This is a genomic window from Streptomyces sp. CNT360 (assembly GCF_000424785.1).
Genome location: NZ_AUKO01000004.1, coordinates 237,595 through 252,938, shown reverse-complemented (window position 1 = coordinate 252,938; position 15,344 = coordinate 237,595). Strand labels below are relative to the sequence as shown.

The following is a 15,344-nucleotide window of genomic DNA, read 5'->3' as shown; positions in this document are numbered from 1 at the left end:
CGGCCCGGCCGGATGCCTCGCCCCCGGGCGCTTTCACGCGCGGCGACGTGTTGAACTTTAGCTGATTCCCGGGCCAGCTCAAATTCGGTTTGTGCAGTGTGGCTGCTCAGCGGCGCCCATAGACTCGGTGCCGTGTCCGATCTGACCCCGCTCGCCCGCTTGGGCGCTCGTCTGGCCACCGATCTCCGCGACGTCACCAGCGATCCCGAGGCCCTCGACTCCACGGGCTGGTGGGCCGTGGTCGCCGACTACGAGGGCGGCCTGCGCTGCGCCCGCTTCGGCGACGTGCGCCCCGCACCGATGCCCGCACCCGTGCCCGGCCGCTGGCGGGGCCCGGCACCCGGTGACTGGTCCGGCTCCCTGGACCGCGAGGCGTACACGGAGGGGGTACGGCGCATCCGCGCGGCGATCGCCGCCGGCGACGTCTACCAGGTCAACCTCTGCCGGGTGTTGTCCGCGCCGCTGCCCGACCCGTCCCCCTCCGCCTGCGACATCGACCAGCTCACCGCGCGGCTCGCCCAGGGCACACCGGCCGCCCACGCGGGCACCGTCCGGCTGTCGGCCCACGGCATCGAGATCGCCACGGCCTCGCCGGAGCTGTACCTGCGCCGCGACGGCCACACCGTCGAATCGGGCCCCATCAAGGGCACCGGACGCTCGGCGGCGGACCTGGGGGAGAAGGAGCGGGCGGAGAACGTGATGATCACCGACCTGGTCCGCAACGACCTCGGCCGGGTGTGCGAGCCCGGCTCCATCACCGTCCCCGCGCTGTGCGCCCCCGAGCCCTACCGCGGGCTGGTGCACCTCGTCTCCACCGTGCGCGGGCAGCTCCCGCAGGACGCCAAGCGGCCCTGGGCGCAGCTTCTGGAGAACACCTTCCCGCCCGGCTCGATCACCGGCGCACCCAAGTCGAGCGCCCTGCGGCTGATCGACGAGCTGGAGACGGTGCCCCGCGGCCCGTACACCGGCGGGATCGGCTGGGTCGACGCCGACCGGGGCGTGGGCGAGCTGGCCGTCGGCATACGGACGTTCTGGATCGAGCGCGATCACCCGCGCGCCCGGCTGCGGTTCGGAGCCGGGGCCGGGATCATCTGGGACTCCGACCCGGAGCAGGAGTGGCGGGAGACCGAGCTGAAGGCCTCCCGGCTGCTCGCGGTAGCGTCGGAGGAGTACGACGAAGGCGAGACGGCGGCAGGACAGCCGGCGGCGCGAACCGGAACCGGCCCGTGCCCGCCCGGTGACGCACCGGCCCCTCAAGGCTCCCGAGGTGAACAGCAGTGAAGATCTGGCTCGACGGCGGCCTGCGGGACGCCCACAGCGCGAACGTCTCCGTGCTCGACCACGGGCTGACGGTCGGCGACGGCGTGTTCGAGACCGTCAAGACCACGGACGGCGCGCCCTTCGCCCTCACCCGCCACCTGCGTCGCCTCGCGGCCTCCGCACGCGGCCTGGGCCTGCCCGAGCCCGACCTCGGAGAGGTGCGTCGCGCCTGCGAGGCCGTCGTCACCGCGAACCCGATGGCCTACGGACGCCTGCGGATCACCTACACCGGCGGCCTCTCGCCGCTCGGCTCGGACCGCGGCGAGGCCGGCCCGACGCTCGTCGTGGCGCTCGGTGAGGCGACCCGCAGGCCCGACGCGACCTCCGTCGTCACCGTCCCGTGGACCCGCAACGAACGCGGGGCGGTCACCGGGCTGAAGACCACCTCGTACGCCGAGAACGTCGTCGCTCTCGCCAGGGCGCGGCAACAGGCCGCCAGCGAAGCGCTGTTCCCCAACACCCACGGCCAGTTGTGCGAGGGCACCGGCTCCAACGTCTTCCTCGTCCTCGACGGTGAACTGCACACCCCGCCGCTCACCTCCGGCTGCCTGGCCGGCATCACCCGGGCCCTGGTCCTGGAGTGGACGGGCGCGCACGAGACGGAGCTGTCCATGGACGCGCTGGAGCAGGCGGAGGAGATCTTCCTGACCTCCAGCCTGCGGGACGTCCAGGCGGTCTCGCGTCTGGACGGGCGCCCCCTCGCCGGCGCACCCGGCGCCGTGACCAGCAAGGCGATGCGGGTCTTCGCAGAGCGCTCCGCGGCCGACATCGACCCGTGACCCCCGCCGTGCGGCCGCCCGTCCCTGTCCGCGAGCGGTTCTCGGGTGGTGCCGGTCGGCGGTGTACGGGTAGAACCGGAGCGTGACGACCACCCTGCGCCCCGCCGCGCCCGAGAGCCGCACCGCCGAGGGCAGACGCCGCCGCGGGTACGAGATCTGCGTCAACTCCCGTCCCGTGGGCGCCGTCGACCTGCTCGGCCCGGCCGGGGGCGGCGGCCCCGCCTTCGGCCGCATCGACCGGCTGTACATCCACGAGGGCGAGCGCCGGCGGGGGAGGGGCACCGTGGCCGCGCTGGCTGCCGAAGAGGTGCTTCGCCGCTGGGGATGCACCCACGTGGAGGCCTCGGTCCCGGTGGCCGCGGACGAGGACGCACCGGGTGTGCATCTGCTGACCGCGCTCGGTTACACCGAGCGCAGCAGGCACCGGGTCAAGGAGGTGCACAGCTCGCCGGTGCTGCCTGCGGGTACCGCTGCCCGGCCGCTGTCGGCCGCGGAGTTCCCCGCCTGGTGGGAGGGTTCCGCCGCGACCTACGTCGACGGTCTCCTCGGCCGCGGCATGGACCGCGACCAGGCGGTGGCCAGATCCGAGGCCACCCGGCTCGCCCAACTGCCCGACGGCCCCGCCACCGAGGGCGTCGCGCTCCGCGTCCTCACCCATGACGGCGCCGACATCGGTTCGCTGTGGCTCGCTTTCGCCACCCTGCCCCGCCCCGGCGTGAACGCCTGGGTCTTCGATGTCGTCGTCCATCCCGAGCGGCGCGGGGAGGGCCACGGGCGTTCCCTGATGCTGGCGGCCGAACGCGAGTGCCTGGCTGTCGGCGCCCGGCTCCTCGGCCTCAACGTCTTCACCGACAACACCCGCGCGTCGCGCCTCTACACCTCGCTCGGCTACCGCACGGTGGAGCGGTTCCACGTCAAGGAGCTGCGGTAGTGGCAGCCCGTGAGCGTCCTCAGTCCGCCAGCAGTCGGTCGGCGATCCCCTCGATGCGCTCCCGCAGCCCCTCCTGGCTCCTGCTGCCGTCCAGCTTCTCACCGCCGATGACGTACGTCGGCGTGCCCGTCACCCCGATCGCCTTGCCCTCGGCCTGGTCGGCATCCACCGCCAGCAGGTGCCGGCCGTCGATCAGTGCGGTCTCGAACTCGCCCGCATCCAGGCCCAGTTCCTCCGCGACCTCGACCAGCAGCTTCTCACCCTGGCGGTCCAGCTCGGCAGTGCGTGCCAGTACCGCCTCCGCGTACGCGTCGCCCCTGCCCTGCTCGTACGCCTCCTCGAACGCCTGCGCGGCGGCGTAGGCGTGCCGGTGCTTCTCCAGCGGGAAGTGCCGCAGCCGGACCTCCAGCGCGGAGCCGTACCGCTCGCGGAGCGTCCGCAGGTCGGCCTGGGCCCGGTGGCAGTCCGGACACTGCAACTCGCACCACACATCGAGCGTGACCGGTGACGAGGCGGTGCCGGAGGGCGAGGTGTTGTCCATGACGTCAGTCTCTCAGCCCCAGGGAGGGCGCCCGACCCCGAGATCTCCCTGATCCGGGCCCCGGACATGGCCGCGACGGCCCGTGCGGTGCCACGATGGAGACATGCTCACCACCACCGTCTGCGCCGCGCTCTCCGCGGCGGGCCTGGCCATCGCCTTCCTCACGGCATGGCGTCGCCGCTTCGCCGCCGCGACGCGCATCGCCGCCGTCGCGCTGGTGCCGGTCGGGCTCGCCATGTCCGGGCTGGTCGGCCTCGCGGGCAAGATCGGCAGGGCCTTCGGCGGCTGGGCGGCCGACCTGGTGCTGAAACCTACCGTCTGGGCGGGCTTCGCCGTGCTGGCCTGCGCCGTCGTGCTGTGGGTCGTGGCCCGTGCGGCCTCCGGACGTGCCGCGGCCCGGCCCGCCGCGGCGGGCCGGGACAGGAAGCAGGCCCGGGGAAAGAAGGCGCCCGCCGCCACCGAGCCCGCCGCGGACACCCCGGCGCTGACCTCCGCTCCGGCGGCGCAGCGGAAGGAGAAGGAGGCCCAGCCCGCTGCCGACGCCGGTGAGGACTTCTCCGACATCGAGGCGATTCTCAAGAAGCACGGCATCTAGCGCCCTAGCACGTCAGCTCGGCCCATAACGGACTTTCCACGGAGTTCGCCCGGAATGGAGGAGTACGGTCGGTAACGTCCCGGTGGGCTGCGACATGATCGCGGCGAGATGGACACACCGCCGAACTCCGCGCTCGAGCTCGACGAGCTGCCGCCCTCCGAATCCAAGGGATGCCTGTACGCACTCTCGCAACCCCCGCTGATGCTGTTCCTCGCCGTGATCGCGGTGCTGCTCGGCGTCGCCGGAGCACACGACCTGCTGCTGTGATCGGCCGCGGTCCATCGGCTCGGGGCCCGGCCGGTGCGGCCCTGACCCGCCCGGAGCCCGTCGGCGGCCTGGCCGACCCGGAAGCCGGTCCGGAGCCGGTCCGGGGCTCAGCTCCGCGACGCGGCGTCCGTCGACTCGCGCTGCCGGGCGCGGTAGGCGGCGACGTGCAGCCGGTTGCCGCAGGTGCGGCTGTCGCAGTAGCGGCGGGAACGGTTGCGGGACAGGTCCACGAAGGCACGGCGGCAGTCCGGCGCCTCGCAGCGCCGCAGCCGGTCGCGCTCTCCGGAGACCAGGACGAAGGCCAGCGCCATCCCGCCGTCCGCTGCCAGGTGCTGGGCGACCGAGGCGCCGGGCGCGAAGTAGTGCACGTGCCAGTCGTAGCCGTCGTGGTCGGTGAGCTGCGGGGTCGTGCCGGCCTCGGCGACCAGCGCGTTGACCAGGTGCGCGGCAGTCCGTGCGTCCTGCGCGGCGAACACCTGCGCGAAGCGGTCCCGCACCGCGCGCACGGCCCGCAGGTCCTCCTCGGCGAGGGCGCCGACGCCGCTGACGCTGTGCCGCTCGACGTAGTCGCCCAGGTCGGCCACGGACACCAGCGTGTCGGGGGTCTCACCGTCCGCCACGGTGTTCAGCAGCCCGACCACCTGGTCGAGCGCGCACCGGGTGTCGTGGTTGATCTGCACGGGACCGCTCCTGCCGTGTCCGGGAACATCCGGTCGCTGCCGGGAGAGCCTAGCCGCTCCCTCCGTGTCGAACGCCGCCGTTCCCGTCCGGGTTCCCCGCACCACGCCCCCCGCGCCTCTGTGCTCCACGCCCTCCTGCGCAGCGCCTTCCCGCGCAGCGACGCCGCCGCCGCGTACACGTACGCGGCGGCGGCGTCGCAGTGTGCCGTTACACGAAAGGGTGCCGTGGCACACGGCTGCCGGGGCCCGCGGACCGTCGCCCCGAGTCGGACGGCCGCGGTAACCGGCGGTTTCTCAGCTCTCGGCGAGGATGTGCGAGAGCTCTGTGTCGAGGTCGAAGTGACGGTGCTCGGTACCGGGCGGCACGGCCGCATCGGTCCGCTTGAGGAAGGATTCCAGTGCCCTCGCCGGGGCCTCGAGCAGGGCTTCACCCTCCGGGGAGCTGAGGGCGATGCATGCCACGGCTTGCCCGTGGCTGCGGGACGGCCAGACCCGCACGTCCCCGGTGCCGGTGGGCCGATGGAGGCCCTCGGCCAGGAGATCGCGGGCGAAAACCCACTCCACGGTCTCCTCGGCACCGGTATGGAAAGTGGCGTGTACGGCGTAGGGGTCCGCCGTGTCGTACCGCAGGCCCGCTGGTACAGGCAGTGAGGACTCGCTCGAAACAACGAGGCGCAGGTGCAGCTCGCAGCTCACCGTTGTGTTCATAAGCGCCAGGGCCTTTCGCTCAGTGTGCGCTCGGGGGTTCGCACGTCGGCGCAATCGACATGCCACTTACGCGCCGGTTGTAAACCCCTCTGACGGATTTGCCCGGAATCCGGTCCTTCGTATGGCTCTTGTACGTTTGAGAAATGAGCCCGATCGAGTGAACCGACGTGACCGGAAGGGGTCGGGTACCTTGGCCACCATGAGTGCGGAGAGTGACGAGATGCCACTTGGCACCCGCGATGATGCTCCTGCGGACAAACCGCTCGGCTCGCGCGCCCCCGATTTCATCAAGGCCTCGCGCCCCCTCCACGTGAGCTGGCGGGTGGGAATCTTCGTCGTGGGCCTGGCCATCGTGGTCGGCGGGATCATCATGCTGCCCCTCCCCGGGCCCGGGTGGCTGGTGATCTTCGGCGGTATGGCGGTGTGGGCGACCGAGTTCGTCTGGGCGCAGCACGTCCTGCGGTGGACCAAGCGCAAGTACCGGGAGGGGACCCGGCGGTGGAAGGAGCACCGCGCCGCCCGCAAGGAGCGCAAGCAGTCGAGGTGACGGTCGGGAGCACCCTCTGACATGCGGTAATGTGGTGCGCGCCAGCGGGCGATTAGCTCAGTGGGAGAGCGCTTCGTTCACACCGAAGAGGTCACTGGTTCGAACCCAGTATCGCCCACCGCCGTGCACGGGGCCCGGAAGCAGTCCGCTTCCGGGCCCCGGCTGTCTGCCGGGCCGGGAGGTACGCGCCTGTGGGTACCGGACCCGGCTCCCGCCACCACTACCGCTTCCGCACCACCTGGCACCTGGCTGCCTCCCCGGCGCGCGTCTACGCGGTCCTCGAACGTGCCGAGCACTACCCCCGGTGGTGGCCCCAGGTGCGCGCCCTCACCGGGACCGGCGCCGACATCGGCACCGCACGCTTCCGGTCCGTCCTGCCCTACACACTCACCGTCACCCTCCGTGCCCTTCGCCAGGACCCCGCTGCCGGGGTGCTGGAGATCGGCATGGGCGGCGACATGACGGGCTGGGCCCGCTGGACCGTACGGGCCGCCGGAGATGGCGCTGCCGCGCTCTGGGAGCAGGACGTGGAGCTGCGCAGGCGGTCGCTGCGTCTCCTCGCGCTGCCCGCGCGGCCCCTTCTCGTCGCCAATCACACGGCGATGATGCGGGCCGGCGAACGCCGTCTCCGAGCCCTGCTGGAAAGGGGTTTGGATGAAGTGTGAGGCGCACTGTATGGTTCTGCACGTGCCGTCGGGCGACCGACGGGACACCCGGGGCGATTAGCTCAGTGGGAGAGCGCTTCGTTCACACCGAAGAGGTCACTGGTTCGAACCCAGTATCGCCCACCCCCAGTTCACATCGAAGCACCGAGGCCGGACCGTCGCAGGACGGGACGGCCTCTTCTCGTGTGCCCGTTTGCGCCGCCGTCGCCTGGTCAGGAGAGGGACGACGGGGAGGGGTCGGGACACGGAGAGCACCATGCGAGCCGCCGCCGGAGACGACGAGATCCACTTCGGGCGCGAACTGCCCGCGAGCAATGCCGCGGCGACCTGGCGCGCCCGGCAGAAGCTGGGCACGGCCGCCCGCGCCGTGCTGCGCGCCGCCGCTCTCGCGGCCCATCGGCGTACCGGCTACCACGGGGCGCGGGGCGAGCGCCGGGCCGATGCCGTGCTCGAAGAAGTCCGCTTCGACGAGCCGTCCGGGCCCGGGGCCCCCGGACGGCTGCTGACCGCCCGCCTCCGGCCACCCGACGGCGACGGGCCCCGGACGGCCGCCGCGCTGGTGCAGGCGCTGCGTGCCACTGCGGACGCCGCCCGCCGCTACCGCGACACCGGAGCCACGGAGCACTTCGACACCGCGGTGACGGACGGCTGCTGTGCCGAACTGACCGAGTCCCTCTGTCACCTGCTGCGCGGCACGGAAGGCGTGCGGATCTCGTGCTGCTGGTCGGCGACGGCGGGAGCTCCACCGGGTGGCCCCCCGAGTCCCGCGCCGCTGCGCTTCGCCCCCGGCGACCTGCCGGCCCTCGAAGCGGCCGGCCGGCACTATGTCGGCAGCGAGCCCTCCGTGCCCGTACGGGTGACCGGTACCGTCGTGCGGCTGCGGCGTGCGGGGTCAAAGGGGGCCGGGGCGGTGCGACTGGACGTGCTCGCCGGGGCCGAGGTCACCCAGGTGCGGGCCCGGCTCGACGAGGCGGGCTACCGCCTGGCGGTCCACGCCCACCTTGCGGGGCTCCCCCTGCGGGTCAGCGGACTGCTTGAGAGCAGGGGCGGCTTCCGGCGGCTCAGCGGGGTCCACGGTGTGGCGCCCGTCTCCGCGCCCGAGGCCGCACGGGAACGGCTGCTCAAGCGGTTGCGCAGCGACCTCGACGCCTTCGAGCGCGGCCTTGGCAACTGACCGGGGGAACCGGGCCCCGTCTCCCGCGGAGCCCGGTGGGAGGGAACCCGGAGGAGCCGGTGACCGTTTCGCGGTCGGGGCCTGCGGCTCGGTACGATTCGACGGCGCGGACGGTGTCCGCCCCCCACGCGGCCCGGCCGCGTATCCCAGGTGAGAGTCAGGAGAGACCGGTGTCAGATGCCCGTGTGACCATCCAACGCGATTCCGAGCGGGAAGAGCGCGTGGTGACGACGGGCACGACGGCCGCCGCGCTCTTCGAGGGCGAGCGCTCCGTCGTGGCCGTACGCGTCGGCGGGGAACTGCGGGACCTCGCCTACGAGCCGGCCGACGGCGAGGTGGTCGAGCCCGTCGAGCTCACCAGCGAGGACGGGCTGAACATCCTGCGCCACTCCACCGCCCACGTCATGGCCCAGGCCGTGCAGGAGCTCTTCCCCGAGGCCAAGCTGGGCATCGGCCCGCCCATCAAGGACGGCTTCTACTACGACTTCGACGTCGCCGAGCCGTTCACCCCCGAGGATCTCAAGCGCATCGAGAAGAAGATGCAGCAGATCCAGAAGCAGGGGCAGCGCTTCTCCCGCCGGGTGACCACCGACGAGGACGCCCGCGAGGAACTGGCCGACGAGCCCTACAAGCTGGAGCTGATCGGCCTCAAGGGCAGTGCGGCGGACGCCGCCGAGGGTGCCTCAGCGGAGGTCGGTACCGGCGCGCTGACCATCTACGACAACCTGGACGCCAAGAGCGGCGAGCTGTGCTGGAAGGACCTGTGCCGGGGCCCGCATCTGCCCTCCACCCGCCTGATCCCCGCCTTCAAGCTGATGCGCTCGGCTGCCGCCTACTGGCGGGGCAGCGAGAAGAACCCGCAGCTCCAGCGGATCTACGGCACCGCGTGGCCCAGCAAGGACGAGCTCAAGCAATACCTGGAGTTCCTCGCCGAGGCCGAGAAGCGTGACCACCGCAAGCTCGGCACCGAGCTGGACCTCTTCTCCATCCCCGAGGAGCTCGGCTCCGGGCTGGCCGTCTTCCACCCCAAGGGCGGCGTCATCCGCAAGGTGATGGAGGACTACTCGCGCAAGCGGCACGAGGAGTCCGGCTACGAGTTCGTCAACACCCCGCACATCACCAAGGAGCGGCTGTTCGAGATCTCCGGGCACCTGCCGCACTACGCGGAGGGCATGTTCCCGCCGCTGGAGTTCGACGAGCAGAACTACCGCCTCAAGGCGATGAACTGCCCGATGCACAACCTCATCTTCCGGGCCCGCGGCCGCTCCTACCGGGAACTCCCGCTGCGCCTGTTCGAGTTCGGCACGGTGTACCGGTACGAGAAGTCCGGCGTCGTGCACGGCCTCACCCGCGCCCGAGGCTTCACCCAGGACGACTCGCACATCTACTGCACCAAGGAGCAGATGCCGGACGAGCTGGACAACCTGCTCACCTTCGTCCTGAACCTGCTCCGCGACTACGGCCTGTCCGACTTCTACCTGGAGCTGTCCACCCGCGACCCGGAGTCCGACAAGTTCCTGGGCACCGACGAGGAGTGGGAGGAGGCCACCGAGGCGCTGCGCCAGGCGGCCGGGAAGCAGGGCCTGGAGCTGGTCATGGACCCGGGCGGGGCCGCCTTCTACGGGCCGAAGATCTCCGTCCAGGCCCGGGATGCCATCGGCCGTACCTGGCAGATGTCCACGATCCAGGTCGACTTCCAGCAGCCCCAGCGCTTCGGGCTGGAGTACACGGCGGCCGACGGTTCGCGCCAGCAGCCGGTGATGATCCACCGTGCTCTCTTCGGCTCCATCGAGCGGTTCTTCGCCGTCCTGCTGGAGCACTACGCGGGCGCGTTCCCGGCCTGGCTCGCGCCCGTGCAGGCGGTCGGCATCCCCATCGGGGACGACCACGTGCCGTATCTGACCGAGTTCGCGGCGGCGGCGAAGGCCGAGGGGCTGCGGATGGAGGTCGACTCCTCCTCCGACCGGATGCAGAAGAAGATCCGCAACGCGCAGAAGAGCAAGGTGCCGTTCATGGTGATCGCCGGCGACGAGGACGTGGCGAACGGCGCGGTCTCCTTCCGGTACCGGGACGGCTCGCAGAAGAACGGCATCCCGCGTGACGAGGCCCTGCGCGAGATCGCCGAGGCCGTGGAGCGTCGCACCCAGGTGTGAGGCCCGGCCGGCGCGGCGCTCCGCTCGGCGGGGAGATCCGCCGACGGGAGGCCGATCCAACGGGAAGGCGCAGCGGAAGCTCAACTCAGGTGGGCCCGGAGGGGCAGGTGTGGACACGAGGAGGGGGCAGCCCGGCGGGTCGCCCCCTCCTCGTGTCAGGCGCTGCCAGGAGCATAAGGTGGCGAGTATGACGAGTGAGCCGGAGCAGCAGATCGGAGTGGGGGCGCCGGACGCGTTCCAGCGTCTGTGGACCCCCCACCGGATGGCCTACATCCAGGGCGAGAACAAGCCCAGCGGCCCCGGGGCCGAGGACGGCTGTCCCTTCTGCTCCATCCCGGACAAGTCCGACGAGGACGGGCTGATCGTCGCCCGGGGGAAGCACGTCTACGCGGTGCTCAACCTCTACCCCTACAACGGCGGCCACTTGCTGACCGTCCCCTTCCGGCACATCGCCGACTACACGGAGCTGGACGAGGCCGAGACGGCCGAGCTGGCCGAGTTCACCAAGCGTGCCATGACCGTGCTGCGCCGTGTGTCCGGGGCGCACGGCTTCAACCTGGGGATCAACCAGGGCAGTGTCGCGGGCGCGGGCATCGCCGCTCATCTGCACCAGCATGTGGTGCCCCGCTGGGGCGGGGACAGCAACTTCATGCCGGTGGTCGGTCACACCCGGGTGCTGCCGCAGTTGCTGGCGGACACCCGGGTGATGCTGGCCGAGGCGTGGTGACGACCCACCGGCGCGGGGCTTCCCGCTGACACGGTGACGCTCCGCACGCAGGGCGCTCAGGCGTCGTAGACGTCGGCCTGCATCGGCTTGGCGTCCTGCACCGCCGCGCTGAGGTTCAGCGAGCGGCTGCCGAACTGCTCCACGTCGCAGCCGTTCTCCTTCAGCACGCGGATGGCCGCCGCGTGGACGACCCGCAGCACGGGGGTGGCCGCCCGCATGGCGTCGTCGGCCATGAAGCGGTGCCGCCACGGCTTCTTCGCCCAGGCGTGCCGCAGCCCGAAGGGCTCGGGCAGGCTGAGCTTGCCGCCCAGGAAGTCCAGGACGGGCGGGAACCAGGTGAAGGGGGCGCGCGCGGACAGGCGCACGACCTCCCTCGCCTCCACCAGCGGCAGGTTGACGGTGCGGGTCTCCCAGAACTTGACGCTCTTGGCGACCTCCTTCGTCTTGGCCTTCGGGCCGCTGGTGAACAGCCCGTCCACCGGCCCGAGGGCGTGCCCGGTGACCTCGATGCGCAGCGTGTGGTGCAGCACGGTGACGCTGATCAGCAGAGTGATGACGAGCTGACCGTCCCAGAGCACGAACTGGACACCCAGGTAGTGGCGGTTGCCGGCGCCGAACTGCTGCTCGTTGCAGATGCGCTGGATCTCGAAGTCCTTGACGCGGTAACCCTCGATCTCCTGGCCCTCGGGGCGCTTGATCTCCTTGGCGCCCTCGGCGATGGGAGACACCACCCAGTGCCGTATCGACGGCGCGGGGAAACCGCCGGTGTGCAACGGGCCGCGTTCCAGCATGCGGAGCTGGTCGTGGATGGCGCGGATGACGTCCCAGCTGCGGAACGGATTGATCTCCTCGTCGGCCCGGGCGGGGGTCAGCTCCTCGGCGAGCTGCCAGCTTCCCCAGCGGGTGCCCATCCCCAGTATCCCCTTGGGGCCCGCGTAGTAGACGACGTTGCTGGCCTGCTCGGCGGCGACCTTGGCCAGGCCCAGACGGATGCGTTCGGCGCCGGCGTCGCCCGGGTCCTGCGGTACGGCCTCGGGGATCTTGGCGCCGACCCCGGTGCCGCCCAGCAGGCTCTCCCAGCGGGCGCGCAGGTCTTTGGCGTAGCGTTCGCAGATCTGCTTGGCCCACAGGCCGCCCACGACCGGGGCCACCAGCATCGCCCGCAGATAGATGCCCCAGAAGCCGCTGAAGGGCAGCAGCACCGCGAAGAGCACCGCCAGCGCACCGACGGCGACCAGCGCCACCATGCCCAGCGCGCCCGCCCGCCGGTCCTTGGAGCCGGCGATCATACGGCGCAACTGGAAGGCGAGCAGCCACAGGAGTACCCCGGGCAGGAACAGCACCCCGAACAGGACCATCACCAGGGTCAGCTTGGAGTCGCGCTGCTTGCGCACGCGGGTGGCGGCCAGACAGTGTTCGACCACCGACTGCGGTTCCGTCCCGAAGGACTGGATCAGCGGCTTGCGGGCCCCGCCCAGCAGCCTGGTCTGGACGGCGCGGGCGTAGGCCTCGCCCAGGTTGGGCTCGAACAGCGAGATCTTGGCCTTCTTGAAGCCGGCCTCGGGGTTGGCGGCGACCAGCTTGCCGACCTCGTCGTCCCGGTAGGCGGCGGAGGCCAGTGCCTGGGTCGCCGCGGTCTGGCCGCCCTGGCCGGGACCGGAGAGCGGGACCTGAGCACCTGGGGAGAAGTCGGACACCACGTCGGTCTGACTGCTGAGATCGTCGAATCCGGCCACTGGGCCCCCACTCCGCTCGGATCTGGCTCACGGCGCCCGCAGGCCCGGCTTCGGCCCGACAAGTGCCGTCGACCACGACGGCTTCCCAACAGCCGTGGTCGACACACATCTTGCCTCAGCCGAACCCTTCCGGGCGACCGCCGTCCGTGCCGCCTCAGTGGCTGCCGCTCCGCGGCCCCTCCTCCTGGAGAATGCGGGCGGCCTGCTGCTGGGGCATCGGCTCGTGCCGCGCGTAGCTGCGGCAGAAGCGGCCGGTGCCGTGCGACATCGACCGCAACTCGACCGCGTACCGGTCGATCTCGATCTCGGGGATCGACGCCCGCACCGCCGTGCTGCCGGGGCCCGCCTGCTCGGTTCCCTGCACCCGGCCGCGCCGCGAGGACAGGTCGCTCATCACCGCGCCCACATAGTCGTCGGGCACGGTGACCTCCACGTCGGCCACCGGCTCCAGCAAGTGGACCGGCGCCCGGGCCGCGCACTCGCGCAGTGCGAGGGCGCCCGCCGTCTGGAAGGCCGCGTCGGAGGAGTCCACGGAGTGTGCCTTGCCGTCGAAGAGGGTGACCCGCACGTCCACCAGCGGGTAGCCCGCGGCGACGCCCTTGGCGGCCTGGGCGCGGATGCCCTTCTCCACCGAAGGGATGAACTGGCGCGGTACCGCCCCACCCACCACCTTGTCGACGAACTCGATGCCGGCGCCGTTGCCCAGCGGCTCGACGGTGATCTCGCAGATCGCGTACTGCCCGTGCCCGCCCGACTGTTTGACGTGCCGGCCGCGCCCGGTCACCGGTGAGCCGAACGTCTCGCGCAGCGCCACCTTGTGCGGCACCGTGTCCACCCGTACCCCGTAGCGGGAGTGCAGCCGCTCCAGGGCGACGTCCCGGTGGGCCTCGCCCATGCACCACAGGACGAGTTGGTGGGTGTCGGGGTTCTGCTCCAGCCGCATCGTCGGGTCCTCGGCCACCAGCCGGGCCAGCCCCTGCGAGAGCTTGTCCTCGTCCGCCTTGCTGTGCGCCTCCATGGCGACGGGCAGCAGCGGGTCGGGCATCGCCCATGCGGCCATGAGCAGGGGCGAGTCCTTCGCGGAGAGGGTGTCGCCGGTCTCCGCGCGGGCGAGCTTGGCCACGCACGCCAGATCGCCCGCGATGGCCGCCTCCAGGCTGCGCTGCTGCTTGCCGAAGGGCGCGGACAGGGCACCGATCCGCTCGTCGACGTCATGGTTCTCGTGGCCCCGGTCGGCCATGCCGTGCCCGGAGACGTGCACGGTCTCGTCGGGGCGCAGGGTGCCGGAGAAGACCCGGACGAGGGAGATGCGTCCGACGTACGGGTCGGAGGAGGTCTTGACGACCTCGGCGGCCAACGGTCCGGCCGGGTCGCAGGAGAGCGCGGGCCGCGGGGCGCCCTGCGGGGTGGTGACGGCGGGGATGCCGTGCTCCTCCGGGGTCGGGAAGCCGCCGGTGATCAGCTCCAGCAGTTCGACGGTGCCCAGTGCCTGCCGGGCGCCGTCGGCCGCGGGCGCCACGGCCAGCACGGGGTGGAAGGCACCGCGGGCCACGCCCTTCTCCAAGTCCTCGATCAGTGTCTTGGCGTCGCACTCCGCGCCACCGAGGTAGCGGTCCATGAGGGTCTCGTCCTCGCTCTGCGCGATGATGCCCTCGATCAGCCTGTTCCTGGCCTCCGCCAGGCGCGGCAGCTCCGCCTCGCCCGGGTCACGCTCGACGCGCTTGCCGCCGGCGTAGTCGAACAGCCGCCGGGTGAGCAGCCCGACCAGGCCGGTGACCGGTGCGGTGCCGTCGGCCCTGCGGTCGCCGAACGCGGGCAGGTAGAGGGGGATGACGGCGTCCGGGTCGTCGCCGCCCAACGCGTCCTGGCAGTCGGCGACCACCTCGTCGAAGTCGGCCCGTGCGGCGTCCAGGTGGGTGACGACGATCGCCCGCGGCATGCCCACGGCCGCGCACTCCTGCCACACCAGGCGGGTCGCCCCGTCCACCCCGTCGCTGGCCGAGACGACGAAGAGGGCGGCATCCGCCGCCCTCAGCCCCGCCCGCAGCTCCCCGACGAAGTCCGCGTACCCGGGAGTGTCCACGACGTTGATCCTGATGCCGTCCCAGACCAGCGGCACCAAAGAGAGCTGCACCGAACGCTGCTGGCGGTGCTCCATCTCGTCGTGGTCGGAGAGCGAGGTGCCGTCCGCCACCCTGCCCGCCCGGGTGACCGCGCCGGAGGCGAGCGCGAGGGACTCGACCAGAGTCGTCTTGCCGGCACCGCTGTGGCCGACCAGCACCACGTTCCGTAGCGCCGCGGGACGGTCGGCCGCCGCTGCCCTGCCGGCGGCTCCGGGGTGTGCGTTCGCTTTGTCGGCCATGTGTCCCGCCTTCCGTCGTCACCTGATGGAGCACGCTGGAGGGGCCGAGGGGTCGCGAAGACCACCGGTTCCGTTCGAGCTTTCCACCGCTGTCGACAGGCGTCCATACGTGGGACGGCGCCCGACACCGCACTACCCGACCGTGTGCGCCGGGCGTCA

Annotated in this window: 14 protein-coding genes, 2 tRNA genes and 1 pseudogene; 12 read left to right on the top strand and 5 right to left on the bottom strand. The window is 71.9% G+C overall.

What is annotated here, in order from left to right:
* Window positions 1–132 precede the first annotated feature (132 nt).
* From H297_RS35845 to H297_RS0111290, 3 genes are all read left to right on the top strand, one after another.
* Window positions 133–1,281 carry a chorismate-binding protein gene (locus tag H297_RS35845; RefSeq protein ID WP_078513919.1) on the top strand — a complete coding sequence of 383 codons (1,149 nt, stop codon included), beginning with the start codon at window positions 133–135 and terminating at the stop codon, window positions 1,279–1,281.
* Complete coding sequence (locus H297_RS0111295; RefSeq protein WP_027737130.1) at window positions 1,278–2,099, top strand: aminodeoxychorismate lyase; 822 nt, start codon at window positions 1,278–1,280, stop codon at window positions 2,097–2,099. Before H297_RS35845 ends, H297_RS0111295 begins: the two co-directional genes overlap by 4 nt.
* Before the next feature lie 82 nt (window positions 2,100–2,181).
* Window positions 2,182–3,030 (top strand): GNAT family N-acetyltransferase, encoded by an 849-nt coding sequence (locus tag H297_RS0111290; protein ID WP_027737129.1) that lies wholly within the window; start codon window positions 2,182–2,184, stop codon window positions 3,028–3,030.
* 19 nt (window positions 3,031–3,049) lie between these two features.
* On the opposite strand, the gene H297_RS0111285 is transcribed toward H297_RS0111290, so the two are convergent.
* Window positions 3,050–3,571 (bottom strand): DsbA family protein, encoded by a 522-nt coding sequence (locus tag H297_RS0111285; RefSeq protein ID WP_027737128.1) that lies wholly within the window; start codon window positions 3,569–3,571, stop codon window positions 3,050–3,052.
* 103 nt (window positions 3,572–3,674) lie between these two features.
* On the opposite strand from H297_RS0111285, the gene H297_RS0111280 reads away from it, so the two are divergent.
* Window positions 3,675–4,166, top strand: coding sequence for a hypothetical protein (locus H297_RS0111280; RefSeq protein ID WP_027737127.1), 492 nt, complete (start codon window positions 3,675–3,677; stop codon window positions 4,164–4,166).
* A 108-nt stretch (window positions 4,167–4,274) separates the two neighbouring features.
* A complete protein-coding gene (locus H297_RS43695; RefSeq protein ID WP_199787180.1) occupies window positions 4,275–4,433 on the top strand; it encodes a hypothetical protein in 159 nt (52 codons plus the stop codon).
* A gap of 107 nt (window positions 4,434–4,540) precedes the next feature.
* On the opposite strand, the gene H297_RS0111270 is transcribed toward H297_RS43695, so the two are convergent.
* Together H297_RS0111270 and H297_RS0111265 are read right to left on the bottom strand one after the other, a co-directional pair.
* On the bottom strand, window positions 4,541–5,113 hold the full coding sequence (locus H297_RS0111270) for a CGNR zinc finger domain-containing protein (protein ID WP_027737126.1): 573 nt from the start codon (window positions 5,111–5,113) through the stop codon (window positions 4,541–4,543).
* A gap of 294 nt (window positions 5,114–5,407) precedes the next feature.
* On the bottom strand, window positions 5,408–5,821 hold the full coding sequence (locus tag H297_RS0111265) for an SsgA family sporulation/cell division regulator (RefSeq protein ID WP_016467747.1): 414 nt from the start codon (window positions 5,819–5,821) through the stop codon (window positions 5,408–5,410).
* Window positions 5,822–6,020: 199 nt separating this feature from the next.
* On the opposite strand from H297_RS0111265, the pseudogene H297_RS0111260 reads away from it, so the two are divergent.
* The 7 genes and pseudogenes from H297_RS0111260 to H297_RS0111230 form a co-directional block, all read left to right on the top strand.
* Window positions 6,021–6,347: pseudogene (locus H297_RS0111260) on the top strand (TIGR02611 family protein); the annotation flags it as partial.
* A 67-nt stretch (window positions 6,348–6,414) separates the two neighbouring features.
* A tRNA-Val gene (locus H297_RS0111255) sits at window positions 6,415–6,486 on the top strand.
* A gap of 73 nt (window positions 6,487–6,559) precedes the next feature.
* Complete coding sequence (locus H297_RS0111250) at window positions 6,560–7,033, top strand: SRPBCC family protein (protein WP_027737124.1); 474 nt, start codon at window positions 6,560–6,562, stop codon at window positions 7,031–7,033.
* Between the two features lie 51 nt (window positions 7,034–7,084).
* A tRNA-Val gene (locus tag H297_RS0111245) sits at window positions 7,085–7,156 on the top strand.
* A gap of 133 nt (window positions 7,157–7,289) precedes the next feature.
* Window positions 7,290–8,207 carry a hypothetical protein gene (locus H297_RS35840; protein ID WP_051351749.1) on the top strand — a complete coding sequence of 306 codons (918 nt, stop codon included), beginning with the start codon at window positions 7,290–7,292 and terminating at the stop codon, window positions 8,205–8,207.
* A 170-nt stretch (window positions 8,208–8,377) separates the two neighbouring features.
* A complete protein-coding gene (thrS, locus tag H297_RS0111235) occupies window positions 8,378–10,360 on the top strand; it encodes a threonine--tRNA ligase (RefSeq protein WP_027737123.1) in 1,983 nt (660 codons plus the stop codon).
* Window positions 10,361–10,547: 187 nt separating this feature from the next.
* Window positions 10,548–11,087 (top strand): HIT family protein, encoded by a 540-nt coding sequence (locus H297_RS0111230; protein ID WP_027737122.1) that lies wholly within the window; start codon window positions 10,548–10,550, stop codon window positions 11,085–11,087.
* Between the two features lie 56 nt (window positions 11,088–11,143).
* Here the strand turns inward: H297_RS0111230 and H297_RS0111225 are convergent, their stop codons facing one another.
* Window positions 11,144–12,823, bottom strand: coding sequence for a hypothetical protein (locus tag H297_RS0111225; protein ID WP_027737121.1), 1,680 nt, complete (start codon window positions 12,821–12,823; stop codon window positions 11,144–11,146).
* 154 nt (window positions 12,824–12,977) lie between these two features.
* Complete coding sequence (locus tag H297_RS0111220; protein ID WP_027737120.1) at window positions 12,978–15,185, bottom strand: elongation factor G-like protein EF-G2; 2,208 nt, start codon at window positions 15,183–15,185, stop codon at window positions 12,978–12,980.
* Window positions 15,186–15,344: the final 159 nt, after the last annotated feature.